This window comes from Microlunatus parietis (genome assembly GCF_013407955.1).
In the GTDB taxonomy this organism is placed as follows: domain Bacteria; phylum Actinomycetota; class Actinomycetes; order Propionibacteriales; family Propionibacteriaceae; genus Microlunatus; species Microlunatus parietis.
Map to the genome: position 1 here is coordinate 3,903,218 of NZ_JACCBU010000001.1, position 26,557 is coordinate 3,929,774.

The 26,557-nt window shown below is 70.3% G+C and carries 26 protein-coding genes and 1 riboswitch; of the genes, 16 read left to right on the plus strand and 10 right to left on the minus strand.

Features of this window, described 5'->3' with window-relative positions:
- Positions 1–28: 28 nt before the first annotated feature.
- Positions 29–1,237 (minus strand): tyrosine--tRNA ligase, encoded by a 1,209-nt coding sequence (gene tyrS, locus BKA15_RS18680; RefSeq protein WP_179753233.1) that lies wholly within the window; start codon positions 1,235–1,237, stop codon positions 29–31.
- 165 nt (positions 1,238–1,402) lie between these two features.
- Between tyrS and BKA15_RS18685 the strand changes: the two genes are divergently transcribed.
- The 4 genes from BKA15_RS18685 to BKA15_RS34925 all read left to right on the plus strand — a co-directional run bounded on the left by BKA15_RS18685 (position 1,403) and on the right by BKA15_RS34925 (position 4,335).
- A complete protein-coding gene (locus BKA15_RS18685) occupies positions 1,403–1,927 on the plus strand; it encodes an HIT family protein (protein WP_179753237.1) in 525 nt (174 codons plus the stop codon).
- Positions 1,924–2,475 carry an AAA family ATPase gene (locus tag BKA15_RS18690; protein ID WP_179753239.1) on the plus strand — a complete coding sequence of 184 codons (552 nt, stop codon included), beginning with the start codon at positions 1,924–1,926 and terminating at the stop codon, positions 2,473–2,475. Before BKA15_RS18685 ends, BKA15_RS18690 begins: the two co-directional genes overlap by 4 nt.
- Positions 2,476–2,499: 24 nt before the next feature.
- Entirely contained in the window at positions 2,500–3,162 is a 663-nt protein-coding gene (locus BKA15_RS18695; protein WP_179753241.1) for a class I SAM-dependent methyltransferase, read from the plus strand.
- A 495-nt stretch (positions 3,163–3,657) separates the two neighbouring features.
- Positions 3,658–4,335, plus strand: coding sequence for a hypothetical protein (locus tag BKA15_RS34925; RefSeq protein ID WP_218871464.1), 678 nt, complete (start codon positions 3,658–3,660; stop codon positions 4,333–4,335).
- A gap of 6 nt (positions 4,336–4,341) precedes the next feature.
- Here BKA15_RS34925 and BKA15_RS18705 read toward each other — a convergent pair whose 3' ends face one another.
- On the minus strand, positions 4,342–5,922 hold the full coding sequence (locus BKA15_RS18705; RefSeq protein ID WP_179753243.1) for a YibE/F family protein: 1,581 nt from the start codon (positions 5,920–5,922) through the stop codon (positions 4,342–4,344).
- A gap of 181 nt (positions 5,923–6,103) precedes the next feature.
- Between BKA15_RS18705 and BKA15_RS18710 the strand changes: the two genes are divergently transcribed.
- The 4 genes from BKA15_RS18710 to BKA15_RS18725 are packed head-to-tail and all read left to right on the plus strand — an operon-like array spanning position 6,104 to position 9,076.
- Positions 6,104–6,892: a DUF3152 domain-containing protein gene (locus tag BKA15_RS18710; protein ID WP_312879122.1), complete on the plus strand. Its 789-nt coding sequence runs from the start codon at positions 6,104–6,106 to the stop codon at positions 6,890–6,892.
- Positions 6,892–7,656 carry a YaaA family protein gene (locus tag BKA15_RS18715; protein ID WP_179753247.1) on the plus strand — a complete coding sequence of 255 codons (765 nt, stop codon included), beginning with the start codon at positions 6,892–6,894 and terminating at the stop codon, positions 7,654–7,656. Before BKA15_RS18710 ends, BKA15_RS18715 begins: the two co-directional genes overlap by 1 nt.
- A 14-nt stretch (positions 7,657–7,670) precedes the next feature.
- A complete protein-coding gene (locus BKA15_RS18720) occupies positions 7,671–8,129 on the plus strand; it encodes a GNAT family N-acetyltransferase (protein ID WP_179753251.1) in 459 nt (152 codons plus the stop codon).
- The gene (locus tag BKA15_RS18725) at positions 8,123–9,076 is read left to right on the plus strand and encodes a DNA-3-methyladenine glycosylase family protein (protein WP_179753253.1); all 954 of its coding nucleotides are present in this window, start codon (positions 8,123–8,125) and stop codon (positions 9,074–9,076) included. The genes BKA15_RS18720 and BKA15_RS18725 overlap by 7 nt, the downstream gene beginning before the upstream one ends.
- 239 nt (positions 9,077–9,315) lie before the next feature.
- Here the strand turns inward: BKA15_RS18725 and BKA15_RS18730 are convergent, their stop codons facing one another.
- The 3 genes from BKA15_RS18730 to BKA15_RS18740 are packed head-to-tail and all read right to left on the minus strand — an operon-like array spanning position 9,316 to position 12,458.
- Positions 9,316–10,308: a phosphotransferase enzyme family protein gene (locus tag BKA15_RS18730; RefSeq protein WP_179753254.1), complete on the minus strand. Its 993-nt coding sequence runs from the start codon at positions 10,306–10,308 to the stop codon at positions 9,316–9,318.
- A 4-nt stretch (positions 10,309–10,312) separates the two neighbouring features.
- Positions 10,313–11,749: a HAMP domain-containing sensor histidine kinase gene (locus BKA15_RS18735; protein WP_179753257.1), complete on the minus strand. Its 1,437-nt coding sequence runs from the start codon at positions 11,747–11,749 to the stop codon at positions 10,313–10,315.
- A 13-nt stretch (positions 11,750–11,762) separates the two neighbouring features.
- Positions 11,763–12,458, minus strand: a complete 696-nt coding sequence (locus BKA15_RS18740) for a response regulator transcription factor (protein WP_179753259.1) — start codon at positions 12,456–12,458, stop codon at positions 11,763–11,765.
- Positions 12,459–12,529: 71 nt separating this feature from the next.
- Here BKA15_RS18740 and BKA15_RS18745 point away from each other — a divergent pair, with 71 nt between their 5' ends.
- Positions 12,530–13,168 carry a nucleoside/nucleotide kinase family protein gene (locus BKA15_RS18745; RefSeq protein ID WP_312879123.1) on the plus strand — a complete coding sequence of 213 codons (639 nt, stop codon included), beginning with the start codon at positions 12,530–12,532 and terminating at the stop codon, positions 13,166–13,168.
- A 153-nt stretch (positions 13,169–13,321) separates the two neighbouring features.
- Here BKA15_RS18745 and BKA15_RS36910 read toward each other — a convergent pair whose 3' ends face one another.
- On the minus strand, positions 13,322–13,942 hold the full coding sequence (locus BKA15_RS36910) for a TetR/AcrR family transcriptional regulator (protein ID WP_179753262.1): 621 nt from the start codon (positions 13,940–13,942) through the stop codon (positions 13,322–13,324).
- Between the two features lie 135 nt (positions 13,943–14,077).
- On the opposite strand from BKA15_RS36910, the gene BKA15_RS18755 reads away from it, so the two are divergent.
- The 6 genes from BKA15_RS18755 to BKA15_RS18780 all read left to right on the plus strand — a co-directional run bounded on the left by BKA15_RS18755 (position 14,078) and on the right by BKA15_RS18780 (position 23,631).
- Positions 14,078–16,753: an MMPL family transporter gene (locus tag BKA15_RS18755; protein WP_179753263.1), complete on the plus strand. Its 2,676-nt coding sequence runs from the start codon at positions 14,078–14,080 to the stop codon at positions 16,751–16,753.
- A gap of 16 nt (positions 16,754–16,769) precedes the next feature.
- Positions 16,770–19,715, plus strand: coding sequence for a YhgE/Pip domain-containing protein (locus tag BKA15_RS18760; RefSeq protein ID WP_179753264.1), 2,946 nt, complete (start codon positions 16,770–16,772; stop codon positions 19,713–19,715).
- A gap of 163 nt (positions 19,716–19,878) precedes the next feature.
- Positions 19,879–19,987: riboswitch (TPP riboswitch) on the plus strand.
- A gap of 46 nt (positions 19,988–20,033) precedes the next feature.
- A complete protein-coding gene (locus tag BKA15_RS18765) occupies positions 20,034–20,648 on the plus strand; it encodes a YkoF family thiamine/hydroxymethylpyrimidine-binding protein (RefSeq protein ID WP_179753267.1) in 615 nt (204 codons plus the stop codon).
- The gene (locus BKA15_RS18770; protein WP_179753269.1) at positions 20,641–21,240 is read left to right on the plus strand and encodes an ECF transporter S component; all 600 of its coding nucleotides are present in this window, start codon (positions 20,641–20,643) and stop codon (positions 21,238–21,240) included. Before BKA15_RS18765 ends, BKA15_RS18770 begins: the two co-directional genes overlap by 8 nt.
- The gene (locus BKA15_RS18775; RefSeq protein ID WP_179753272.1) at positions 21,230–22,885 is read left to right on the plus strand and encodes an ABC transporter ATP-binding protein; all 1,656 of its coding nucleotides are present in this window, start codon (positions 21,230–21,232) and stop codon (positions 22,883–22,885) included. Before BKA15_RS18770 ends, BKA15_RS18775 begins: the two co-directional genes overlap by 11 nt.
- A complete protein-coding gene (locus tag BKA15_RS18780; protein ID WP_179753276.1) occupies positions 22,882–23,631 on the plus strand; it encodes an energy-coupling factor transporter transmembrane component T family protein in 750 nt (249 codons plus the stop codon). Before BKA15_RS18775 ends, BKA15_RS18780 begins: the two co-directional genes overlap by 4 nt.
- Here BKA15_RS18780 and BKA15_RS18785 read toward each other — a convergent pair.
- Positions 23,628–24,254, minus strand: a complete 627-nt coding sequence (locus tag BKA15_RS18785) for a hypothetical protein (protein ID WP_179753279.1) — start codon at positions 24,252–24,254, stop codon at positions 23,628–23,630. The genes BKA15_RS18780 and BKA15_RS18785 overlap by 4 nt on opposite strands.
- Before the next feature lie 87 nt (positions 24,255–24,341).
- A complete protein-coding gene (locus BKA15_RS18790; protein WP_179753282.1) occupies positions 24,342–24,902 on the minus strand; it encodes a dihydrofolate reductase family protein in 561 nt (186 codons plus the stop codon).
- 93 nt (positions 24,903–24,995) lie between these two features.
- Between BKA15_RS18790 and BKA15_RS18795 the strand changes: the two genes are divergently transcribed.
- Complete coding sequence (locus BKA15_RS18795; RefSeq protein ID WP_179753284.1) at positions 24,996–25,517, plus strand: winged helix-turn-helix transcriptional regulator; 522 nt, start codon at positions 24,996–24,998, stop codon at positions 25,515–25,517.
- A gap of 133 nt (positions 25,518–25,650) precedes the next feature.
- Here BKA15_RS18795 and BKA15_RS18800 read toward each other — a convergent pair whose 3' ends face one another.
- Both BKA15_RS18800 and BKA15_RS18805 read right to left on the minus strand, forming a co-directional pair.
- On the minus strand, positions 25,651–26,145 hold the full coding sequence (locus BKA15_RS18800; RefSeq protein ID WP_179753287.1) for a low molecular weight protein-tyrosine-phosphatase: 495 nt from the start codon (positions 26,143–26,145) through the stop codon (positions 25,651–25,653).
- Positions 26,138–26,527, minus strand: coding sequence for a phage holin family protein (locus tag BKA15_RS18805; RefSeq protein ID WP_179753289.1), 390 nt, complete (start codon positions 26,525–26,527; stop codon positions 26,138–26,140). Before BKA15_RS18805 ends, BKA15_RS18800 begins: the two co-directional genes overlap by 8 nt.
- Positions 26,528–26,557 lie beyond the last annotated feature (30 nt).

The following is a 26,557-nucleotide window of genomic DNA, read 5'->3' on the forward strand; positions in this document are numbered from 1 at the left end:
GCACGCGTGCGACGGATCGGTCGCTGGATCAGCGTTGAAGTCGTCGCCGGTCGCGCTTGCCGAGCTTGATCACCGCCCCGGAGTTGATCACGGTCACGGCATCCGGGTCGGTCAGCTTGGTCCCGTCGAGGGAGACGCCGCCCTGCACGATCAGGCGGAGCAGTTCGCTCCGGCTGGCGTCGGGCCGGGCCAGTCGGAGCAGCTCGATCACCGTGAGTTGATCATGGTCGACCGTGAGCGTCGGCAGCTCGTCGGGCAGCTCGCGGGCGGAGAACAGGCTGAGGAACGCGGCTCGTTCCCGGGCCGCGGTCTCGGCTCCGTGGTAGCGGGCCACGACCGCCTCGGCGACGTCCAGTTTGGCATCCCGAGCATCGCGGCCGCCCAGTTCGGCTCGCCGGGCCAGATCGGTGATCCGGTCCTCGGGAAGGTCGGAGTAGACCGTCGCGTACGTCTCGATCAAGGGATCCAGCAGGCGCATCAGCTTGCCGAACTTGTCCTGCGGACTGTCGACCAGCCCGACGTAGTTGCCGAGCGACTTGGACTGTTTCGGTCCGCCGTCCAGGCCGGGCGTGATCTTGGTCGTGATCACCACCTGCGGCTCGGCGCCGAGTCGCTGCTGCAGGTGCCGGCCCATCATCTCGTTGTAGAGCTGATCGGTGCCGACGATCGTCAGGTCGCTGTCCATGGCGAAGCTGTCGTAGCCCTGCAGCACCGGGTAGATCAATTCGTGCCCCGCGATGTCGGCGCCGGCCTTGATCCGTTCGGCGAACATGTCCCGCGCGATCAGCCGGCCGTGGGTGACCAGGGCGAGTACGTCGAGCAGTCCGCCGACGCCGAGCGGCTCCAGCCATTCGGAGTTGCGGCGGATCTCGAGCAGGTCGTCGTCGGTACGGAGCACGGTGGTCACCTGGTCCAGGTAGGCCGTGGCGTTCCGGTCGATCTGCTCGGCGGAAAGGACCGGGCGGGTCTCGGACCGATCGGTCGGGTCGCCGATCCGGGTGGTCAGATCGCCGATCAGGAAGACCACCCGGTGCCCGTGATCTTGCAGGTAGCGCATCAGCCAGAGGTTGACCGCGTGACCCAGATGGAGGTCCGGTGCGGTGCAGTCGACGCCGTACTTGATCCGGAGCGGGCGACCTGATTCGAGCCGCTCGACGAACGACTCGCGGCCGACGATCTGCTCCGTGGTGCGAGCGAAATGATCAAGGACAGTGGATGCGGAAGGTCTTGCAGGCATGGGATTCCCTCGATGAGAGCCGGAAACTGAACAGGGGTACGGGCTCTGCGAGGGCGCCGGACGGCTAGGAGCGCGACGACAGGACCGGAGCTCCTCCCAGAGCCCGGCTATAGTCGTGCGTCCGCTGCGGCATGGGGCGACCCTAACATGCGATGGAGGATGCCGGTGAGTACGGATGTGGGTCCGCCGGACGGGTACACGGACGCGGAATTGGCCCGGCGGGAGGCCCGGGACGCCGAGGTGCGCCGGCTGCAGGCGGCCGGCCGGTGCTACCAGTGCCATGATCAACAAGTGGCCGGCGAGTTGCTCGGCCGGGAGACCGTGATCGCCACCCGCGGGCCGGTGCAGGTGTCCCTCGCCGCCGACCCGCGCGCGGTCGGGCACACGATCGTCGGGTGGCTGCCGCACGTGCCGGACTTCCTCGCCCTCGACGAGGCCGAGACGGCGGTCCTGTTCAACGCGGCGCGGGAGGTGGGCCTGGCCCTCAAGGCGGCGCTGGGGTGCGAACGGGTCTACCTGGTGACCATGTGCGACGGCGAGCACAATCACCTGCACCTGCAACTGATTCCGCGGTACGCCGGGACGCCGATCGGGTCTCGGCGCCTGGTCGATCCACGCCGCCCGTTGCGGGATGCGTCCGCCCTGACCGCGGCCGTGCGCGAGAGATTGGGGGCAGCGTGGCCGGCATGACGGGTAGCGCGGAGACGCGGCTGGTGATCATCCGCGGCAACTCGGCGTCCGGGAAGTCGACGGTGGCGCGGCTGCTCCGGGAACGGGTCGGCCGGGGTGTCGCGCTGATCCAGCAGGACCACGTGCGGCGGATCCTGCTGCAGGAGTACGACCGGCCCGGCTCGAGCAACATCAGGATGATCGACACGATCGCCCGGACCGCGCTGGACGAGGGTTACGACGTGATCATCGACGGGATCATGAACGTCGACCGCTACGCGGCCATGCTGAACCGGCTGATTGATGATCACCGGGGCCGGAGCGTCGCCGTCTACCTGAACATCCCGGTGGACGAGACGATGCGGCGGCACCGGACCAAGCCGGACATCGGCGAGGTGCCGGAGGAGACCGTACGCTCCTGGTACGCCCCCGACGACCTGCTGCCGGAGCGCGACGAGGTGGTCTTCGGACCCGAACTGTCGGCCGACGACATGGTCCGGGAACTGTTCCAGCGCACGGGATTCCGGCCCCGCGACGGGTCCGTGGAATTGCCTCCGCATTGCCGTTGATCATGCCCCGGATCGGGTAGGTTCATGATCATGACAACGACGCCGCGGTACGACAATCATGCCGACTGGTACGTGACCCACACCCGGGAATGGCAGCCCGCGGCCGCCGACTTCCTGCCGCCCGACCTGACCGGCCAGGCGGTGCTCGACCTGGCCTGCGGCTGGGGCCAACTGAGCCGGATCCTGGCCGAGCGCGGCGCCGTCGTCACCGGCGTCGACCTCGCTGCGCAACTGCTCAGCAAGGCCCGCGAGCAGGAGCAGTCCGATCCGGCCGGCATCCGCTATCTGGTCGGGAACGCCGCCGGCACCCGCTGGTGGGACGGGACACCGTTCGACGGGGCGGTCTGCAACATGGCGCTGATGGACATCGACGACCTGGCCGGCGCCATGAGCACGGTGGCGCGGGTGCTCCGCCCGGGCGGCTGGTTCGTCTTCACCCTGTTCCACCCCTGCTTCCCGGGCCGAGGCGACACTCCGTCGAGCTGGCCGGAGGACGGCGGCTACGCGACCGAGCGGCGCTGGAGCACCGGCCGGGACGGAGTCCGGGGCCATGTCGGCGCCAACCACCGGATGCTGTCCACCTACCTGAACGCGGCGTTGCGGGCCGGGCTGGAGTTCGAGGAATTCGCCGAGCGGGACGCCGAACTGCCGCAGGCGCTGCTGGTTCGCTGCCGCCGACCGCGCTGACGGTCCCGGCCTGGATCAGCCACGCGACCGCGGAGCATCCCGCGGGGGTACAGAGGGTGTTGCAGAAGTCGGTCCGTAGGGACCCTCGCCGAAGATCTTGCGCTCCTGCCCATACTCACTGCGCACGACCGGAGTGAATTTCAGCCGGGCAGTCGCGGCGGAAATCCACAGCGGTCGGGGTCGTGAGGCGGGCGCGCCATCAAGGTCGCCAACTGAGCGGACGCCTTGACCTCCAATCGGGACGAATCCGCAACACCCTCTATACCCGGCCGAATTCCCCGGTCCCGAGGCGAAGCTCCCTTGCCGGTGCTGGGGCCGCGTGCGAAGATCGGTGCAGCGGCGTACGTCTGACGCCCAGTCCGGTGCCGGACCCCAGCTCCAGCACCTACCGACGAAGGGGAGCACATCCTCCGACGTAGTGGAATTCGCGCGTTGTCACTCGACCCTTGGGCGTGACCGGCGGGCTGGGGCTGTCGTACGTCCGGAGGATTCGACATGACCGAAGACGCCGATTTCAAGCAGCTGGTACGTGAGCGGATGGCCCGTACCGGCGAGAACTACACCCAGGCCCGGGCCGCGCTGCGCCCGGACGAACCCAGCCCCACCCAGCCCACCGCCACCCAGCACGTAGCGCCGCAACTGGCGGCCGCCGGGCCGCGCGACCAGGGAGATCCGGGCGAGGCAACCGAGATGAGTGAGCCGACCGCGCGGGTCGAAACGGACGAGCGGGTCGAACCGGACCCAAGGTTCGGCTCTGGCGACTGGGCCGGGGCGGGTATCGAGGACGTGACCGATGAGCAGGCCGAGCCGAGCGGCCCCGAGCAGCCGGCGTCCCTCAGCGTCGCCGCCTACCTCGACGTCGAGCCGACCCTCAGCATCGACGACCTGATCATGCTCGGCTCGCTCGGGATCAGCCCGGCGGCCTTCGCCGATGCCCGCGCCGCGTGGCCCGGCATCACGCTCGATGATGTCGCCGGTCTGCACAGCATGGGGATCTCAGCCGAGGTGATTCGGGACTGGCACACGATCGACCCGTCCGCCCCGCTGGAGGAGATCATGGGCGCGGTCAGCGTCGGGCTGACTCCCGCCCTGTTCCGGTCCTATCGGGAGCGGTTCGCCGATCTGACCATCGATCGGGCGATCGCCCTGCACTCGATCGGCCTCACGGGCTGACGGGGGTCAGCGGCCGCCGTCGGTGTCGTCGTCGGTCTCGCGCAGGTGGGAGAAGTCGCCGAAGTCGTCGTCGTCCCGGGCCCGGCGGGAGCGGGCGCCGCCGTGGCTCGTGTCGCCGCGGCGGAACAATCGGCCGACCGCGGTCTGGGTCATCGTCGAGTCGGGATCCGGTTCCGGCGCCGGCGGCTCGGACCGCCGGCCGACGGCGCTCCGGGCCGGGCGCGGCCGCGGCTCGGCCGAGCGTGGCGACTCGGCGGACCGGCCGGAGCCGGCCGAGCGACCCGAGCCGGAGGTTCGGCCGGACCGTGCCGAGGCGGTATGGGAGCGGTTGGCGGCCACGGCTCCGCCGCCCGAGGCGAGTGCCGGCGATCCGGCCTTGGACCGGTCGCTGACCCGGACCACGGCGACGCCGATGAAGGTCGTCAGCGGTACGGCCAGGATCAGGCCGATCGAGCCGACCAGGGTGCGGATCACCTCGCCCGCGAACTGCTCGGTCTGCACCACCTCGATCAGCGGCCGCTGGTAGATCACGATCAGCAGCAGCACCGGCAGCACGGCGCCGGCGGTGGCGAAGGCGATCGTGTAGACCGTCGAGGCGATGTGGTCGCGGCCGATCCGCATCGCCCGGGAGAACAGCCGCTTCCGGTCCGGGTCGGCATCGGCCAGCTCCCAGACCGCCGAGGCCTGGGTGATCGTGACGTCGTTCAGGACGCCGAGGCCGGCGATGATGATGCCGCAGATCACCACCGAGGTGAGTTCCATGTTCGGCGCGGTCGCCGCGAGGACGTAGTCGTCCTCTGCCGAGACCCCGGTCAGATGCGCCCACTTGGTGGCGATCCAGCCGAAGAGCGCGCTCAGCACCAGCCCGAACAGGGTGCCGAGCAACGCTGTCGTGGTTCGGGCACTGAACCCGTGCGCCGCGTACAAGACAACGAACATGATCGCGGCCGACCCGATCAGGCCGACCAGGATCGGACTCGAGCCGACCACCAGCGCCGGGAACATGAACTTGATCAGGATGAAGCCGGCGAACGCCAATCCGATCAGCGACGCGAACCCGCGCCATCGCGCGACCAGCACCACGAGTACCGCGAAGATCAGGGCCAGGATCGCCAGCGGAACCGTACGTTCGAAATCGGAGAACTGGTACGCGGGCGGCTGGCCCGGCTCGGCCGGCACCCGCATCAGCTTCAACTTCTGGCCGATCGAGACACCGGACTTGAAGATCGTGTCGGAGACCGCGACCTGGACCGTCTGGCCCTGCTCCGGCCCGTCGGTCAGCTCCACCGCTAGGTCAGCACAGACCTGGTCGGTCCGGCCGGTCACCATGCCCGGCAGGCCCTCGCACTTGATCTGGTTGATGTTGGTCACCTTGCCGGTGACGAACGTGATGTCCGGCGGATTGGCGAGGCTCGGGTCGATCTTGGACTCGACGTCGCGCGGCCACAGGAAGACCAGTCCGGCAATGGTCCAGATCAGCAACGGGATCAGAATCACCACCATGATCCGCAGCGCCTTCTGGTGCCGGACCCGGTCGGCCTGCGTCAGGGCGCGGTCGTCCTCGTGGTGAGTGTGAGTCTCCGTCATAGTCTTAGTTCCCGTGAGCCAGATTCCGAAGGGCAAGAAGAAAGCTACCCGGTCGAGTCTGCCCGCGGCGAAACGAGAACATGATCCGAGTTGGCCTAGGGCCGGCGGCGACGATACCCGCTCACGACCCAGATCGCAGCGTTCCGGCGAATCCGGCTCCCGCACCGCACCCATGGTCCTGGTGCTCACCGTCGTGGTCTGGGCCGTCGCGCTGACCGCCGGCATCGCCATCTGGACGACTCGGACCGACACCAGCGCCGGTGCCGGATCAGCGGTTCCGCCGAACCTGCCGGAGGCTCCCGGCGGCACGCCGGAGGAGACTCCGCCGCCCGAACCGGAGCCCGAGCCCGACCCGCGGGACGACCGCTCCGAGCGACCGTCCCGCTCCGACCCGCCGCCGTCGAAGCAGCCCAAGCCGAAGGAGACGCCGCAGATCCCGGCCGCCGGGAAGGGCACCTACGACCGGCAGCAGCGGACCGCGAAGCCGGCCGGCGACTCCGGCCAGAAGATCACCTACGACGTCCGGGTCGAGAAGGGGCTGCCGTACGAGGTCGACGACATCGCCAAGACGATCCACACGATCCTCAACGACGAGCGGTCCTGGAGCGGGACCGGGCAATGGCGGTTCGAGCTGGTCGGGCCGGACGAGGAGGCCGACCTGCACGCGTATCTGGCGACGCCGAAGACCACCGACAAGTTGTGCGCCCCGCTGCTCACCGGTGGCGAGGTGTCCTGCCGCAACGGTGACAAGGTGGTGCTGAACGCGAAGCGCTGGGCGTTCGGGGCGGAGGCGTACGGGGACGACGTGACGAACTACCGGCGCTACCTGGTCAATCACGAGTTCGGGCACGCGCTCGGCTTCGGCCATGTGGGTTGTCCGGGCCGGGGCCGGCCGGCGCCGATCATGATGCAGCAGACCAAGGGTGTGGACGGCTGCCGGCCGAATCCCTGGCCGGCGGGCGACGACTGATGTTGATCTTGCTGCCGCCGTCGGAGGGCAAGGCCGCGCCGACCCGGCGCGGCCGTCCGGTCGACCCCGACCGGCTGTCGCATCCCGAACTCGCCGAGGCCCGGATCGCGGTCCGGGACGCCTTGATCAAGGCCAGCGGGCATGCCGACGCCCTCGAGATTCTCGGCGTCGCGCCCGGGCTGGCCGGTGAGGTTGAGTTCAACACGCGGCTGGACACCCTGCCCGCTCAGCCGGTGTCGAAGGTCTATACGGGTGTGCTCTACGACGCGCTCTCCTACGACAGCCTGTCGGTCACGGCCCGGCGCCGGGCCAATCGTTCGGTTCGGGTGCAGAGCGCGCTCTGGGGTCCGGTCGGGCCCGGTGACCGGATCGCGCCGTACCGGCTGTCGATGGGGGTCTCGCTGCCCGGGATCGGCCCGCTGGCACGGTTCTGGCGGTCCCGGCTCGGGCCGGTGCTCGGCGAGCTGGCCGGCTCCGGGGTGGTGGTCGACTGCCGCTCGTCGACGTACACGGGCGCCTGGCAGCCCGAGCCGGCCGCCGCGCACCGCTACGTCGCCGTGCGCGTGTTCGCCGAGGTGGACGGCCGGCGGGTCGCGATCTCGCACCAGGCCAAGCACACCCGCGGGCTGGTCGCGCGGCTGCTGCTGGAGGCCCCGGCGGCACCGCGTTCGCCGGCCGGGGTGGCCGAACTGGTCGCCGCCGAATACCGCTGTGAGCTGACCGCCCAGGGCCGGCGCGGCTTCACGCTGGACGTGATCATGTGATCACGCTGCGCCGCTTGGACCAGCGGGATCGGCTCGGGTTCGAGGCGACGGGCCTGCTGCCGGGGCCGGCCGACGGGCTCCGCTGGCATCCCGAGTACCCCACCGAGAACACCTTGATCGGCTACCGGCTGTCGGTGGAGGCCGGGCAGCCGGAACCCGACACGACGCCGTGGTGGATGTATCACGTGGTCCGTGACGACCAGGTGGTCGGCAACATCGGCTTCCACGGACCGCCCGATGATCAAGGAAGGGTGGAGATCGGCTATGACATCGTGGATTCCCTGTGGGGACAGGGCATCGGGTCGGCGGCCTGCGCCGCGATCATCGGGATCGCCCGGGACGCCGGCGTCACCGAGGTGACCGCCGAGACGGAGCCGGACAACCTCGGCTCGCAACGGATCTTGATCAAGAACGGCTTCGTCCGGGTCGATGTCGACGAGCCCGGCGCGGTGAGATTCCGGCTGCGATGGTGATCGGCCCCGACACGCGCACGATCGTCCTGGACCACGACGTGATGCTGGATTCGATCATGCTCGGCCTGCGCCGCGGGTCGGGCGATCCGACCCACCGCCGGATCGGCAACGGCTGGCTGCGCGCGTCCCGGACGCCGAGCGGACCGGTGTTGATCATGATCGGTGCAACCGGCCGGACGGTGCGGGCGCGAGCCTGGGGCGACGGCGCGCAGTGGGCTCTTGATCAACTGCCCCGGCTGCTCGGCGCCGACGACGACCCGTCCGGCTTCCGGCCGCTGCCCGAGCATCCGCCGCTGGTCGAGGCGCACCGGCGCTTCCCGTACTTCCGGGTCGGCCGGACCGAGCGGGTGATCGAGGCGATCCTGCCCTCCTGCATCGAGCAGGTGGTGACCGGCAAGGAGGCGTTCCGCGCCTGGCGGCTGCTGGTCACCGAGTACGGCGAGGTGCCGCCCGGCCCGGGTGGCGATCCGGACTCGCCGGTGTACGGGATGCGGGTGCCGCCGGCGCCCGAGACCTGGGCCCGGGTGCCGAGCTGGAAGTTCCTGATGGCCGGTGTCGAGCAGCGGCGCAGCCGGCCGCTGGTCCGCGCCGCCGGCCGGGCGGCCGCCCTGGAACGGACCCTGGCCCTGACCTTCGCCGACGCCGACCGAGCCCTGCAGAGCCAGCCCGGAATCGGACCGTGGACCTCCGCCGAGGTACGGCAGCGAGCCCACGGCGACCCGGACGCGTGGAGCATCGGCGACTATCACGTCGGGAGGGCGATCACCTGGGCACTGACCGGGGAGAAGCTCGACGACGACGCCTGCACCGAGCTCCTGGAGCCCTACCGCGGACACCGGTACCGGGTCCAGGCCCTGCTCGGGATGGCCGGTCACACGCCCCCGCGCCGCGGCCCGCGGATGACGCTGCCGACGCACACGCCGTACGCCACCCGCGGCCGAAGTTGATCACCGACCGAGGACGATCCGAAGGTCGGCCGCGGCCTCGACCAGGTCGTCGGCGCCGAACGGGAAGTCGGGTCCCGGCTCGGCGAGGCCCTCGGCCCGCCGATCGGCGACCAGCAGCACGGAACGAGCGAGGATTCGGTTGGGTCGCCCTGTCGCGAGTACTCCTCAACTCGAACGCTGGAGCGCTATACGGGCTCCAGCGGCTGAGTTGAAGAGCTTTGGCGACACGGTCCGCCGGATCAGGTGCCGGTCTCGAGCAGCTGGCGGAGATCGGCGGCGATCCGCGGCGCGGCGCGCAGGCGGTCAAGGCTCCACCGGATCGACGGCTCGGTCAGCGGGTGGCGCCCGGCGATCAGGAAGTTGCCGAAGCCGACGGTGGCGTTGACCAGGACTCGAAAGCTCACCGCGAAGGGCAGCGCGTCGAGGTCGGTGCGGGTCAGCGTGAATTCGTTCCGGTAGCCGGCCGCGACCGCCGCCAGTCTGGCCGGGTCGGGCGGTGCGGGTGGACCGGCCAGCCCGCCGGTCGCGCAGGAGACGGCGAGGAACCCGAGGTCGATCACTGCGGGCCCGGGACCCGCGCTGTCCCAGTCGATCAAGATCACCGACCCGTCAGCCGCGAGCAGGCTGTTCCACGGGTGCGCGTCGCCGTGCAGGAACACCGAGGTCAGACCGGGTCCGAAGTCGAGCGCCGCCCGGCAGGCTTCGGCAAGCCGGTCGGCCTCGTTGCGCTCGGCTGCCGTGCCGCGCCCGCTCGCCGCCGCCAAACGACTCAGCCCGAACCGGAGCTCACCGGCTGGCAACATGCCGGCTCGGTCGATCACGGGAAGCCCGGGCCGCGGATCGGCGGCGGCCACGATCGCGGCCGTGCCCTCCCGATGAAGCCGGCCGAGGGTCCCGCCAAGGCGGCCCAGAGGCTCCGGCCGGAACGGTGTCGGCTCTCCGTCGACGTAGCCGATGATCATGACGTGCAGGGTCTCGGCCGCCTTCTGGAACTCGACCACCGGCCGGCCATCGCGAGTGAGCAGCACAGGTGGGGCGGGGAATCCGGCCCGGGTCAGGGCATCGAGCACCGCGGCATAGCGATCCAGGTCGTGCCCGACCCGAATCACCCAGCGCTCCGCGCCGGTGATCATCAGGAAGACCGGATGATCGTCGGCGAGCCGGCTGATATGCGGGTCGGCGAGGCCGTACTGGTCCATGATCAGCGCTCGGAGGCACAGCAGATCAGTCATCGGATCAGGAGGTGCGCTGCTGATCGGTCAGCCGCGGCGGGGTGGCGGCCAAGCCTTCCAGGGTGGTCGAGCCGGGCAGGCGGAGGGTGAACTCGGCGCCGCCCTGGGCGGAGCGGCCGGCGGTGACGCTGCCGCCGTGCCGGTGTACGGCCTGGGCCACGATCGAGAGGCCGAGTCCGGTGCCCGGGGTGTTCCGCGAGGTGTCGGAGCGGTAGAAGCGGTCGAAGACGTACGGCAGGTCCTCCTCCGCGATGCCGGGGCCCTGGTCGGCCACGCGCAGCCGGTCGCCCTCGAGCTGGACTCGGATGGTGCCGCCGGGCGGGCTCCACTTGACCGCGTTGTCGAGCAGGTTGGTCACGGCCCGCTCCAGGTTGTCGGCCTCGCCGATCACGTAGAACGGGTTCAGTTCGACGTCGAAGGTCAGTCCCGGCCCGCGCCGCCGTACCCGATCCAAAGCGGCGTTGACCACGTCGCGAAAGTCGATCGGCTCCGGGGCCGGCTTCACCCGGTCCTCCCGGGCCAGCTGCACCAGGTCGCCGATCAGCGAGGTGAACTCGACCAACTGCGCCGACACGTCGTGCAGGATCTCCTCGCGGTCCTCCGGCCGGAGCATCCCGGTCTCGACGTCGGACACCAGCAGCTCGATGTTGGTGCGCAGGCTGGTCAGCGGGGTCCGCAGTTCGTGCCCGGTGTCGGCGATCAGCTGCCGCTGCCGTTCCCGCGACGACGCCAGCGACCGCAGCATCCGGTTGAACGACTCGGCCAGCCGGGTCAGTTCGTCGTCGCCGGAGGTGACCTCGATCGGCTTCAGCTCATCGGTGGCGGTGACCCGCTCGACGGCCCTGGTCAGCGCCCGTACGGGACGCAGGCTGGACCGGGCGATCGCCGCTCCGGCGGCGGCCGAGATGATCACGCCGGCGCCGCCGAAGATGATCAAGACCAGCCAGAGCGAGCTGAGTGCGTCCTGGGTCGGCTGCAGCGGTCGGCCGAGCACCAGCGCGTACGAGGGCAGCCCGCGGATCGGCACCGCGATGATCCGGTACGACTCGCCGCGGGTGGTCAGACCGGTCCGGGCCGATGGCTCGGTCTGCAGCCGCGCGACGGCGAGCTCCTTCGGCCCGAGGATCAGGTGGGCGCCCTGGTCGGGGACGTAGTAGATCTCGCCGTCCGCCCGGATCGCCGCGACCGACATGCCACCGGCCCGAAGCCCGTCCTCGGTCAGCCCGCCGAGCCGGCTGATGTCCCGGGCGACCGCAGGGGTCAGGTCGTTCGCGATCGCGGTCAACTCGGCGTCCATCGCCCGGTAGAGCGAGATCCGGATCGTCAGATAGCCGGCGACGCTGGTCACCGCGACGGCCAGCGCTACCGCGACCGAGGTCAGGTAGGCGACCCGGCTGCGCAGCGGAAGCTTCCGCCACTTCCGCCTCAGCGGGCTGACCATGAGCCCACCATGATCACGGCGGCGTCTCGCGGAGCACGTACCCGACACCGCGGACGGTGTGGATCAGCCGCGGCTCGCCCTCGGCCTCGGTCTTGCGGCGCAGGTAGCCGATGTAGACCTCGAGCGAGTTCGCGGTGGTCGGGAAGTCGAAGCCCCACACCTCGTTGAGCAGCCAGCTGCGCTCCAGCACCCGGCGCGGATGTTCCAGGAACGCCTGCAGCAGGGCGAATTCGGTCCGGGTCAGGGTGATCGGGCGGGCGCCGCGCAGCACCTCCCGGGTGTGGGTGTTCAGGACCAGATCGGAGAACGTCAGGCTCTGCTTGGACGGGTCGCTGGACTCCGCTGTCGTACCGGCGCGGCGGACCAGGGCCCGCAGCCGGGCCAGCAGCTCGTCCAGCGCGAACGGCTTGACCATGTAGTCGTCGGCGCCGGCGTCGAGGCCGTCCACCCGGTCGCCGACGGCGTCCCGCGCGGTGAGGACCAGGATGGGTACGTCATTGCCGGCGGCGCGGAGCATCTGGGTCGCCTCCAGCCCGTCCACCCGGGGCATCATGACGTCCATGATCACGGCGTCCGGCCGGACGGCGGCGAGCCGGGCCATCGCCTCGGCACCGTCACCGGCCGTGCTGACCTCGTACCCGTTGTAGCTGAGGGAGCGCTTCAACGAGTCTCGGACGGCCTGATCGTCGTCGACAACAAGGATGTGCATGGCCCAAGCATCCCAACCGCCGCCACCTCCCGGGCGCGCGGGCTCTCGCGGCGTGTCGAGACACTGGAGGGGTGGACGTTCTCGAAACTCTCGCGGTACGGATCCGAGCCCTGACCGGGCCACGCTCGCTGGTCGCCGTGGACGGTCCCGATGCTGCCGGCAAGACCACCCTGGCCGACGACCTGGCGGACCTCCTCGGCTCGGCCGTGACCAGGCTCTCGGTGGACGACTTCCACCACCCGGCCGAGCGCCGGCGGGCCCGCGGGCTGACTCCGGAGTCCTACCTGGAGGACTCCTTCGACGTGGCGGCGCTGGCCGCGTCGCTGCGTGGGTTCGCCGCCGGGGACCCGTCCGTAGTCGTCGGCATCCGCGACCTGGACACGGACCAACCTCGCCGGACCGAGCTCAAGGTCCCACCGCGGAGCGTGCTGATCGTCGACGGCGTGTTCCTGCTCCGGCCCGAGCTGGCGCCGTTCTGGGACCTGGCCTGCTACCTGCACGTCCCGGAGCGGGTGACCCTGCAGCGGGCGCTCCGGCGCGACCTTGATCGTTTCGGCGACGCGGCGGAGGTCGAGCGGCGCTATCGCCTGAAATACCTGCCCGGGCAGGCGCTCTATCGCGCGCGGCACGATCCCCTGGCCGGGGCCGATCTGGTGATCGACACGGCCGAACCGCACCGACCCAAGATCATCAGGACCAGAGACGGGTGATGGCCGCAGCACGACGAGCCCGGTCCGTCTTCACCACATTTCCTGCCGCTTTACCACAGAAGCTTCTCGGGTATGGCGCCAGTTTTTCACGTTACGTGAAAAACTTGGGGCCAGAGTGACGAGGGCTGGCCCGAGGTCAGCGGTCCAAGATCGTCAAGGGGTCAGCGGGCGGGTGATCGCGCGGATCAGCAGGTGCAGCGGCCGCAGGTCCGGCCGGCTGTTGTTGAGGGCGGCGAGCAGGTGGGCCTGGTGGTGGGCGGCCGCGCACAGCGTCACAGCGTCGTCCAGGTCGATCGTGAACTCCTGGCCGAGCTTGTGCAGCAGGTCGTTGATCAACACCCGGAACCGGGCCAGGCATTCGTCCTGGTACGTCAGGTACTGCCGGCCGACGCTGCGCTGGCGCGCGGCGTAGAGCATCAGCTCCTGGTTGATCAAGATCAATTCCGGGTCCGGCCGGGCGGCGCCCTGCAGCACGTCGAGGGACTCGGAGATCAGGTCGTCGAGCGACCGGTCGGGGTCCAGCGGCAGCTCGGCGATCTGCTCCAGCGCCGCGTACTGCTCCTCGACCTGGCGCTTCAGCAGCGCGAGCACCAGCTCGTCCTTGTCGCCGAAGTTGGAGTAGAAGGCGCCGCGGGTGAAGCCGGCCTCCTCGGAGATCTCCTCGACCGAGGCGCCGATGATCCCGCGCGCGGCGAACACCCGGACCGCCGCGGCCATCAGCTTGTCCTGCGTCTGGGCGCGCCGGGCCGTCGGCTGAGCGCCTGCCTCGGTCATGGTTCCGTCCCCTTGGTCGACAGACCGGACCCTACCGGCTGTGGTGCTGATCACGGGTCAGCGAGATTTGCATACACATCTGTATTGGATACATTACTGTATCGAACTGTCTGGCGGCTCGGTCGGGGGTAACTCATGTCGTCCTTGCTGTACCGGCTCGGTCGGTACGCGGTCCGTCGACGCATCGCCATGCTGCTGGCCTGGCTCGCCGTCCTGGCCGCCGTCGGCGGGATGGCCGGCCTGCTCGGCCGGTCGTTCGACGACGCCTTCACGCTTCCGGGTACGGAATCACAGGCAGCGCTGGACTCGTTGTCCCGCACGTTCCCCGAGGTGAGCGGCTCGGCCGCCCGGATCATCGTCGTCGCGCCGGACGGCGAGTCGGTCCGCGGCCCTGCGGTCCGGGACGCGGTCGAGGACGGCGTCGAGCGGATCGATGACCTCGACCTGGTGAAGTCCGTCGCCTCGCCATACGACAAGAACATCGACGGGGCCATCGCCGACGACGACAGCGCGGCGATCGTGTCGGTGCAGCTGGAGGGCGCGGCGGCCACTATTCCGGAGCACATTCGGGAAGCGTTGCGGCACGAGGCCGACGCGATCGCGGCGGCGGTGCCGGGCTCGACCACCTCGATCGGCGGCGAGGTGTTCAGCGAGAACATCCCCAAGCTCACCATCACCGAGGCGATCGGTGTCGTGATCGCGCTGATCGTCCTCTTCTTCACCCTCGGCTCGCTGCGGGCCGCCGGGATGCCCCTGCTGACCGCCTTGCTCGGGGTCGGGATCACGATGGCGTTGATCTTCGCGGCGACCGGGCTGGGCACCGTGTCCTCGACGACGCCGATGCTGGCGCTGATGCTCGGCCTGGCCGTCGGGATCGACTACGCCCTGTTCATCCTGGCCCGGCACCGTGATCAACTCAGCTCCGGGATGTCGGTCGAGGAGTCGATCGCCCGCTCGGTCGCGACCGCCGGCTCGGCCGTCGTCTTCGCCGGGATCACGGTGATGATCGCGCTGATCGGCCTGGCCGTGGCACAGATCCCGTTCCTCACCGTGATGGGCGTCGCCGCCGCCGTCGGGGTCGCGATCGCCGTCGCCGTCGCGCTGACGCTGCTGCCGGCCCTGGTCGGGTTCGCCGGCGAGGCGCTGCGGCCGAAGCCGCGCAAGCCCCGGAGGAACAAGGCTCCGCGGGCGGAGCGGATCCCGCTCGGCACCCGCTGGGTCCGGTTGGTCACCAAGATCCCGGTGATCACCGTCGTGATCGTGATCGCCGGGCTGGGTGTGATGTCCATTCCGGCCAAGGATCTCCGGCTCGCGCTGCCCAGCGACGGGGCCGGTGCGCCGGGTGCTCCGGCCCGGGTCACGTACGACCTGATCAGTGATCATTTCGGGCCCGGCCACAACGGGCCCTTGATCGTCTCCACCACGATCGTCACCTCCGACGACCCGCTCGGCGTGATGGACGGCATCGCCGACGAGTTGCGTGAGCTGCCCGGCGTCGCCGAGATCCCGCTCGCCACGCCGAACCAGAACGCCGAGGTCGGAATCGTCCAGGTGATCCCGGAGACGGCGCCGGACAGTGACGAGACCAAGGATCTGGTGCTGCGGATCCGGGCTCTCAAAGATCATTTCGAGGAGGAGTACGGCGTCACGATCGCCGTCACCGGTTACACCGCGGTCGCGATCGACGTCTCGGACCGGCTCGGCAATGCCCTGCTCCCGTTCGGCGTCCTCGTGGTCGGCCTGTCGCTGGTGCTGCTGACGATCGTGTTCCGGTCGATCGCGGTGCCGATCAAGGCGACCGTCGGCTACCTGCTCAGCGTCGGTGCCTCGTTCGGGGCGACCGCCGCGGTGTTCCACTGGGGCTGGCTGTCCGGCCCGCTGAACGTGCACCAGACCGGACCGGTGATCAGCTTCCTGCCGATCATCCTGATGGGCATCCTGTTCGGGCTGGCGATGGACTACGAGGTCTTCCTGGTCTCCCGGATCCGGGAGGACTACGTGCACGGCGGCGACGCGCGCGCCGCGATCGGGACCGGGTTCTCTGCTTCGGCGAAGGTGGTGACGGCCGCCGCGGTGATCATGTTCGCCGTCTTCGCCGCGTTCGTACCGGAGGGCGAGGGGGCGATCAAGGCGATCGCGTTCGGGCTCGCGGTCGGGGTGTTCGTCGACGCGTTCCTGGTCCGGATGACGCTGGTGCCGGCCGTCCTGGCGCTGCTCGGCAACGCCGCCTGGTGGCTGCCCAGGTGGCTGGAGCGGCGGCTGCCGACGTTCGACGTCGAGGGTGAGGGGCTGGCCCACCAGTTGGCGCTGGCCGACTGGCCGGCCCCCGGTGATGATCATCTCGTCTACGCCGAAGGGGTACGGGTCGGCGGAGAGTCGGTTTCGGTGGCGGTCCGGCCGGGCGACGTGTTGATCATGGACGGGCCGGATGAGACCGGTCGCCGGGCCCTGCTGCTGACCCTGGCCGGGCGGATGCGGCTGACCGAGGGACTGGTCAAGGTGGCCGGGCTGGTGCTGCCGAGCCAGGCCGGTGAACTGCGCTCCCGTACCGCCGTGGTCGCGGGTGACTGGGACGCCGAGGCGATCGACGAAGCGGTCCGCAGTCGGGCGTCGTTGATCTTCGTCGACGGCGAGGGTACGGCTGCCGGGCGGGACCGGCTGGCCGAACAGGTCGACGCCCTCCGGGAACTCGGCCGCGCTCTGGTCTGGTCCGCGCCGGACCGGGACCGGATCGAACCGGTCGTCGGCGGCCCGTACAACTTTCTCACCCTCGGTCGGGTCAACGAACTCGCCGACGTCCACCACGGATGATCAAGGAAACATCACGATGCTGAAGCTGGAACGCGCCCGCTCCGGGAACCCGGTCGGTCCGATCGCGATCATCGGTCTGATCCTGATTCCGTTGATCATCGCCGGCGGCATGCTGCTGGCGACCTGGCAGTCCGACACGAGACTCGGCCGGGTCCAGGCGGCGATCGTCAACCAGGACGAGGCGGTGGAGCTGAACGGGCAGCTGGTGCCGCTGGGCCGGCAGTTGGCCGGCGCCCTGGTCGAGGGAGACCCCGACGACGCGGAGGCACCGAACTTCGACTGGGTGCTGAGCGACGAGGCCGACGCGGCGGACGGGCTGGCCAGTGGCCGGTACGCCGCCGTGGTGACGATCCCAGAATCCTTCTCAGCCGACGCGACTTCCTATGCGGCCAACGACGCGGACTCGGCCCGGTCGGCAACGCTCGACGTGAAGACCTCGCAGGTCTCCGGCATCGCCGACCCGGTGGTCGGGCAGGCCATCGCGGCCGCCGCCCAGACCGCGGTGAACAAGCAGCTCACCGAGGAGTACCTGAAGAACATCTACGTCGGCTTCAACGACACCGGCAAGCAGTTCCAGGAAGTGGCGGACGGCGCCGGCAAGCTCGCCGATGGCGCCGGTGATCTGGCCAAGGGCCTGCACCAGACCTCTGACGGCACCGAGCAACTGGCCGGCGGCCTGGCCGAACTGGACACCGGCGCGAAGGGCATCGCGGGCGGCATTCGTGATCTTGACAAGGGCGTCGGCCAGTTCGCCGACGGCGCCGGCGAGCTGGCCCGGCAGACGCGAGACCTGCCGGTCCAGGTCGGCCAGTTGGCCGACGGTGCGCGGCAGTCGGCCCAGGGCGCAGGTGAGTTGGCCGACGGGACCGCCAAGACGGCCGAGGGTGCCGGCCAGCTGGCGAAGGGGATCCGGGACACCGCGAAGGGTGCCGGTGACTTGGCCAAGGGCGCGGACGCGGCCGCGCAGGGGACCGGCGAGTTGGCCAAGGGCGCCCGGCAGTCGGCCGGCGGTGCCCGGGAGCTGGCCAAGGGCGCCCGCGGCGTCGCCGACGGCACCACGGAACTGGCGAAGGGGATGCGGCAGACCGCCGGCGGAACGAAGGAACTGGCCGAGGGCGCCCGCGGCGTCGCCGACGGGGCCGAGGAGCTGGCGAAGGGAGCCCGGAAGTCGGCCGAAGGGTCGCGGGACTTGTCCGGCGCCGCCGAGAAGGCGGCCGAGGGCGCTACCGACCTGAGCGGCGGGGCGGACGAGCTGAAGGCCGGCGCCGAGAAGAACGCCGGCGGCGTGCGGAAGTACGCGGAGGGTGTCCGCGACTACACCGAGGGCGTGGCCGGGCTGGACCGCGGACTCAACCAGTACCGCGACTCGATGGAAGAGCTGGCCGAGGACGGCATCGCCTGCCCCGACGAGATCCCCGAATCCGCCTGCCCGGCCTTCAAGGCGGGCTTCAAGGCCGGTGCCGGTGCCGCCGTCGAAGGCCTGGAACGCAAGCAGGACGGCAATCCGAGCCTGATCGGGCTGTCCGGGTCGCTGGCCGAGGGCGGCCCGGAGCTGGCCGACGGCGGAGACGAGTTGGCCGCGGGAGCCAAGGAACTGAGCACCGGGATCGCCAGGCTGGTCGAAGGCGTCGGCGGTTTCGCGGAAGGCCTGCAGCGGTTGGCCGCGGGCAACCTCGGCCTGGCCGATGGCCTGGAGCAGCTGGCCGGCGGCGGTGATCAACTGGCCAAGGGTTCCGGCCAGGTGGCCGGCGGGATCGACCAGCTCGCCCCCGGACTTGATCAACTCGCGGCGGGTGCCGACCAGCTCGCGCAGGGTTCGGCTCAACTGGCCGGTGGCAACGAGCAGCTGGCCGGCGGTCTTGATCAACTCGCCGACGGCGGCGATCAATTGGCGCTGGGTTCTGGGCAGCTGGCCGACGGAACGAAGGCGCTCGCCGGTGGCCTTGATCAACTCGCCGTGGGCGGTGATCAGCTCGCCGACGGGACCGGGCAACTGGCCACCGGGACCAAGGCGCTGGCTGGCGGTCTTGATCAACTCGCGGCCGGGACCGGGCAGCTGGCGGAAGGAATGCCGGCGCTCTCCAAGGGGATCGGTGAGCTTGCCGCCGGTGCGGCGGAGCTGAAGACCGGCACCGCGCAGCTGAGCGACGGCGCCGGGCAGCTGGCCGACGGCACCGGGCAGTCCGCCGCGGGCGCCGCCGAACTGAGCCAAGGTGTGGTCCAGCTGGCCGCGGGTGGCGATCAACTGGCCGACGGCACCACGAAGCTCGCGGACGGGCTGGCCGACGGGGCGAAACAGGTGCCCAGCTACACCGCGGCCGACCGGACCGCGCTGGCCGACGTGGTCTCCACACCGGTCACCACGGAACGGCCCGACCAGGCCTTCGCCGACAGCGCCACGACGACGTTCCTCGCCGTCTTCGCCCTGTGGATCGGCGCCCTGGCCACGTACCTGATCGTGCAGGCGGTCAGCTCCCGGGTGCTCACCTCGATGAAGTCGTCGGTACGGATCGCCGTGGAGGGTTGGCTGCCGGGCGTGATCATCGCGGCCGTCCAGTCGGTCGTGCTGGCCGTGATGCTGCGGGTGCTGCTGGACCTGTCCGCGGGCCAGACCGCGGGGCTGATCGGCTTCACCCTGCTCGGCGGTCTCGCCTTCGTCGCGGTGAACCACGCGCTGGTCGCCTGGTTCGGCGGCGTCGGCCGGTTCGTCTCGGTGATCATGGTCGTGCTGGCCACCGCCGGTGCGATCACCGCGGCCGTCCCCGCCGTCTTCGACGTGATCCGCCCCCTGCTGCCGCTGACCCCGGCGCTGGACGGCATGCGCGCGATCGTCACCGACGGACCCGGGGTGAGCTCGGCGATCCTCTCCCTGCTGGCCTGGCTGGTGGTCGGCCTCGGCGCCGGTCTCCTCGCTGTTGCAAGGCGCCGCATCCTGCAACCGCTGCCCGCGGAGGCCACCTGACCGGGTGGTGACTTGCTTTGGATGTCGCGATTTCTCTTGGCATCAGCCACCAAGCGCCGTTGCCACGCGGCAACGGCCCGTCAGCAGTGAAATCGCGACAGCGGGGCCCGGAGTTCCACGGTGTGGACCGGCGTGACCCAGACCAAGGTGGGTGAAGTACGTTCAGCATGAGCACGGGAGTCCGGTGAGCCGGGCTGAGAGGGAGTACTCGAACTCCGACCGTTGAACCTGATCTGGGTCATGCCAGCGCAGGAAGCGAACTTGGGTGGGGCAGCGTGCCCCGGTCCCCGTGCCGACGAGAAGGCAAGGGGGACTGCTATGACCAAGATCATCGACGACCCGATGCGGTTCGGCGTCGGGGCCCGGGTGACCGTGGCCGTGATGACCGACCGGTACGTCGACGTCATCACGAACGCCTTACAGACAACGGATCCGGGCGACCTCGTGGTGCAGACCGGCGACGTCAGCACCTACCTGGGTGGCAGCGAGACCGAGCTGCTGCGCTATCTGACCGACCTCGCCGCCGCGATCGCCGCGACCGGCGAGCACGCCTCGATCACCGTGCAGCTGTCCCGCGGCTGCCCCGGCGAAGTGGTCTGCGAGCTGCCGGGCGGGGCCGGGCCGCGCCCGGTCGACGTACCGGAAGGAAGAGAGACCGGGCGGTTCGCCGCGGCCGAGTGGGCGCTCTACCCGCTGGCCGACGACGTCCGGGCGGGGATCGAGCCGGATCACATGCGCGACATCTACGCCGCGATCGAGCTGGCCAAGGAGAACGGGACGTTCCGCGCCTCGGAGCATTTCGTGACCCGGCTGGAGGGTGACCTGGGCACCGTGCTGGCGACCGTGGTCGCCGGCTGGGTGATGGTCGGCCGCAGAGTGCAGCACGTGACCAGCCACCTGACCGTCTCGCTGAACAGTCCGTCCCATGGCTGACCGGGCGAAGATCAACAAGAGGCTGCCGCTGCGCGACATCGTCCTGATGGTGATGCTCGGCGTCGTGTTCGGCTTCCTCTACTGGGCGCTGGTGCAGGCCTGGAACCTGCTCGCGGTGGCGATGGGGCCGGCCGGTGATCTTGCTCAGCATCTGCTGCTCGGCGGCTGGCTGCTGGTCGCGCCGATCGCGGTGGCGATCATCCGGCGGCCGTTCGTCGGGATCATCGCCGAGGTGATCGCCTCCGTCATCGAGGTCGTGTTCCTCGGCTCGCCGGTCGGTCCGCTGCTGATGGTCGCCGCGGCGCTGCAGGGTGCCGGCAGCGAGCTGCCGTTCGCGATCACCCGGTACCGGCGGTTCAGCTGGCTGACGTACGCGCTCTCCGGGCTGTGCGGCGCCGGCCTGGTGTTCATCTTCTCGGCGTTCCGGTACGCCTGGTTCGGGCAGGACATCCTGCTGCTCCGGCTCGGCCTGCAGCTCGCGTCCGGCCTGGTGCTCGGCGGCCTGCTGGCCAAGATCATCGTCGACGCCCTGCTCCGGACCGGCGTCCTGGACCAGTTCGCGATCGTCCGCGAGGCGGGCCGTGCCCGCTGAGCCGACCGTCCACGCCGTCGGGCTGGCCGCGCGCTATCCCGGCGGCGGCCGGCTCGGTCCGGTCGACCTCGTCGTCCGGCCCGGGGAGTACGTCCTCGTCCTGGGACCGTCCGGCTCCGGCAAGTCGACGCTGCTCCGGCTGCTGCACGGCGCGGTGCCCCGGGCGATCGACGCCGAGGTCACCGGCGAACTCACGGTCACCGGCCGCCGGGTCGCCGACCACGAGATCGCCGAACTGGCCGACCTGATCGGCGTCGTGGCGCAGGATCCCGAGTCCGGAGTCTGCCTGTCCGGTGTGGCCGACGAGGTCGCCTTCCCGCTGGAGAACCTGGCCGTGGACCCGGCCGCGATCGGACCGGCCGTCGCCAAGGCCCTGGACCGGGCCGACGCCGCCCGGCTCGCCGACCGGGACACCGGCCAGCTGTCCGGCGGCGAACTGCAACGGGTCGCACTCGCCGCCGCCGTCGCCGCCGAGCCGCGGCTGCTGCTGCTCGACGAGCCGACCTCGATGCTGGATGCGGCCGGCGTCGACGCGGTCCGGAACGCGATCGCGACCGCGCGCCGCGGCACCGGGGCGGCCTGCGTCCTGGTCGAGCACCGGCTGGACGAGCTGACCGGGGAGGGCTTCGAGCTGCCGGAACGTTGGATCATGATCGACTCCGACGGTCTGGTCCGGCACGACGGACCGCCCGATGATCTTGGTACGGAAGCCTTGCGCGATCTGGTCGAGCAGGGCTGCTGGCTGCCGATCGACCTGGAACTCCGGGCCGCCCTCGGCCTGCCCGGCGGGCTGGAAGATCCCGCCGTGCTCGACGCTCTGCTCCGGCTCGCCCCACCGCGCCCTGAGCCTCTCGAAGGGCGAGACCAGGTGGCATCACCTCGGCCCTTCGACAGGCTCAGGGCACGAAACCTGGCCGTGGGTCGGGGCGGCCGAGCGGTGCTGGACGGGCTCGAGCTGGAGCTACGCCCGGGCGAGGTGACGGCGCTGGTCGGGGCGAACGGGAGCGGCAAGTCGACGCTGCTGCGCTGCCTGGCCGGCCTGGAACGCCCGCTGGCCGGCACCGTCGACGGGCCTCGGCCGGGCCTGGTGTTCCAGAACCCGGAGCACCAGTTCGCCGCGGCCACGGTCGCCGACGAACTCGCCTTCGGCCTGCCGCCGGAACGTCGATCCAGGGTGGCCGAGCTGCTCCGTCGGTTCGGCCTGGCCGAGCTCGCCGACCGCAACCCGTACCGGCTCTCCGGTGGTCAGCAGCGCCGGGTCAGCCTGGCCGCGATGCTGCTGCACGACCGTCCGTTCCTGCTCGCCGACGAGCCCGGTTTCGGGTTGGACCGGCCGGCCACGATCACCATGCTGCGCATCCTCGCCGAAACGGCGGCAGCCGGCCACGGTGTCCTGTTCTCCAGTCACGATCTGCGTGCCGTCGCGGGCTATGCCGACCGGGTGCTCGTCCTCGGCCGGGGTGCCCTGCTCGCCGACACCACGCCGCTGAGCCTGCTCCGCGACGACGCCCTGCTGGCCGAAGCCGGACTGAGGGCCCCACGCCTGCTGCAAAGGCTCGCCGCCGAGCCGATCGACGAGGCCTCGCTCCGAGGGATCCTCACCGGGCTGGACGCGGCCGCGCTCCGAGAGCAGGTGTCGCGATGACGAGCGTCCTCGGCCGCCGCAACCCGGCCGTCAAGGTGGCGTTGCTGTTCGCCGTCTCGGTGGTGACGTTGTTCCTGACCGATCCGTACCCGCTGCTCATCCTGTACGGCAGCGCCCTCGCCGCGATCCGGCTCGGTGCCAGGGTCCGGTGGCGGACCCTGCTGACGGCCCAACTGCCGTTCCTGGCCTTCGGCGTCGGCCTGGTCGCGGTCAACGCGCTGAGCCGGCCCGGCCGGGACCTGCTGCCCGAGCTGCCGGTCCGGGTCACCGCGGAGGGCGTCACGTTCGGCGTCGCACTGGCACTCCGCGGCCTGGTGATCGGCGTGCTGACGATCGGTTTCCTGGCCTCGACTCCGCCGCGCGACCTGATGATCAGCCTGGTCCGGCAGGCCCGGCTCAGCCCGCGTTACGCGTACGCGATCCTCGCCGGACACCGCATGCTGCAGGCGATGCCGAACCGCTGGTCGACCATCCGGGCCGCCCAGGCGGTCCGTGGACCGGTCCGCCTGGGCGGCCGGCCGCGCTTCGGTCCGCGCCAGTTCGCCCGCGCGGCGTTCGCGCTGCTGGTGGCGTCGATCCGAAGCTCGGAACGGACCGCGCTGGCCCTGGAGACGCGCGGCCTCGGCGACGGGCCCAGGACGGTCTGGCGGCCGGTCCCGTTCGGGCCGGCCGACCTCGTCCTGGCCGCCGCCGTTGCCGTGGCGGTCGCCCTGGTCCTGATCGGTTTCGCGGTACTCGCCGGCTAGGCGTACCGGAGCCGACTGACCCCGAACTCGGCCAAGGCCGCCGGGAAGGACGTCGGGCTGAGGTAACTCGTCCGCGACAGCTCCAACGCGAACCCGCCGACGGAGCGATAGAACTCCCCGCGGTACGGCAGCACGACGATCTCGTGCAGCCCGCGCCGCCAGGCCGAGGCCAGCTCCGCGACGAACCGGTTCTCCGGCCGCTCGCGGGCCGCTCGGCTGCGGTCGGCGTCGATCAAGGTGTCCTTCCAGGCGCTGAAGGCGTCCCGGTCGAAGTACGCGCCCCGCTCCATCGGCCACAGCGGCGGCTTCCCGATCCGGGTGAACAAGCCCTGCAGGGTGCCCGTGTTGCGGCAGCCGTCGAGCCGGCTCCGCCAGGCCCACAGGTCACGCCAACCCTGGTCCCAGGCGGCGTCCCACTCGGACCGCTGGAGCCGGGAGAGATGACGGACACTGGGCGGCGGATCAGGCTCGAGCTCCGGAATCGGCGTCGACGACCGGAGCCCGTGCGAGGCCCGGAAGAACAAGTACTGCAACAGGAATTCATCGTCGACCGTGGTGGCGATCTTCATCTCGCTCGGCCACGGATCATGCCAGGCAACAGCCTGGGCGTCGGCAAACCGCATGTGGTCCCTACCCCTTACTTTGACCAACGCTGTCCCCGAGACCCGCCTATCTTGCGCCAGATCCACCCCTCAGGGGAAGAACTTGCGTCAACTCTGTGGGCGGTGACAAAGCCAGACCACGCCGTTGTCGAATCGCCGCTCGTCGATCAACTCGAGCTCGAGCCGGGCTCCGTCCGGGAAGAATCGGTTGCCGCCGCCGACGATCACGGGGCAGACCAGCTGGTGGATCTCGTCCACGAGCCCGGCCTTGATCGCGGCGCCGGCGAGGGTCGGGCCGTCGACGGACAGGTCGCGGTCGGAGGATTCCTTCAGCTTGCGTACGGCCTCGGGGTCGAAGGTCCGCTCGATCCGGGTGCGCTTGCTGGTCACCTCGGCCAGGGTGCTGGAGTAGACGATCTTGTCGGCCGCCTGCCAGACCTTGGCGTAGTCGATCATGATCTGTGGCTGGCCGGGCTCCTGGTCGGCGGTCTCCCAGTAGACCATCGTCTCGTACATCCGGCGGCCGTAGAGGTAGGTGCCGAGGTCCGCGTACTGCTCGTTGACGAACGCGTGCACCTCGTCCTCCACGGCGTTCCAGCCGAAGGCCCCGTTCGCATCCTCGGTGTAGCCGTCGAGTGAGGTGATCATCGAATAGATCAGCCGGCCCATGGTGATGCCCCTTCCCAGGCAACTGCTTGCGAAGTGCAAGCACAATGAACGGTAGGCTACAATGGTTGCATTGCGCAACTAGAAGGGGTGGACATGACCGAGGCACACCGTTCGGGTTGCCCGATCAACCTCTCACTCGAGGTTTTCGGCGACAAGTGGAGCCTGCTGGTGCTGCGCGACATGATCTTCGGCGGCCGCCGGCACTTCCGGGAACTGCTCACCGGCTCGGAGGAGGGGATCGCCTCCAACATCCTGGCCAGTCGGCTGAAGCGGCTCGTCGAGGCGGGCATGCTGACCCGATCGGACGACCCGACCCACAAGCAGAAGGCGATCTACAGCCTCACCGAACGCTCGATCGAACTGATCCCGATCATGGCCGCGCTCGGCACCTGGGGCACCAAATGGCTCCCGGTCAGCGACGAGTTGTCGATCCGGGCCAGGCTGCTCACCGATGGCGGCCAGCCGTTGTGGGACCGGTTCATGGACGAGCTGCGGGCCGAACACCTGGGCACCGTGATCCCGCCCGACCCCGAGGGCAAGACCGTCCGGCAGCGCCTCCAAGAGGCCTACCTCGACGTGGTCGCCGGCCGCACCGAGGCCCCCGCCCTGGCCTGACTCCCGGGGCCCCGGGCAGTTTTTCACGTAACGTGAAAAACTGTCGCAATACCACAGAAACTTCTCTGGTAATGCGACAAGAAAGTTGGTGAGGTGGGGCTGCTGTTGCGCGTTTGGCTTCAGCGGTACGGGCTCAGCCGGAGGCGCGGGACTCGGCGAGGGTGCGCGCCCGGTCGATGATCCCCGGCATCGCCGCCTCGATCGCGTTCAGCGTGTCCAGGAAGCCGGATTCGCTTCCGTACCAGGGATCCGGGACGCCCGAGCCCGGCTCGGCGGCCGGGTCGAAGTCGGTCAGCAGCGCGATCCCGGCGTCCGGGTCGAGCCGGTGCAGGCGCTGGACGTGCAGGTCCTCCATCGCGATCACCAGGTCGGCCCGGCCCAGCTCGGCCCGGTCGATCTGGTGCGCCACATGATCATCGGCCGGGTAGCCGTGCCGGCGCAGGGTGCGCGCCGCCCGCGGGTCCATCGGCTCGCCGAGCTCCTCGCTGCTGGTCGCCGCGCTGGTGAACTCGACCCCGGTGAGCCCGTCCCGCTCGGCGTACGAGATCGCGATGCGCTCGGCCATCGGGGAGCGGCAGATGTTGCCCCAGCAGACGAAGATCACCCGGACCGGTTCGCGATCAGTCACGCCGCCCCTCGTTCTTGTCCTTCAGGAACGCGTTCAGCAGGAAGCTGACGACGGAGACGATCAGGGCGCCGAGCACCGCCCACCAGAAGTTGTCCACGTGCCAGCCGAGACTGACCAGGCCGGCGATCCAGGAGACCAGCAGCAGCATCACCGCGTTGATCACCAGCAGGAACAGGCCGAGCGTCAGCAGCACGATCGGCGACGTGAACAGGGTGAAGATCGGTTTCACCACCGCGTTCAGCACGCCGAAGATCAGCGCGATGATCAACATCGAGATGACCTTGTCGGAGGTCGAGTCGGCCGTCAGCGAGATCCCGGGCAGCAGCCAGGTTGCGATCGCCAGGGCCGCGGCGTTGGCCAGCAGGCGGAGAATCATCCTCATGCCCTCGATCCTGGCACGGGACGCCAAGAT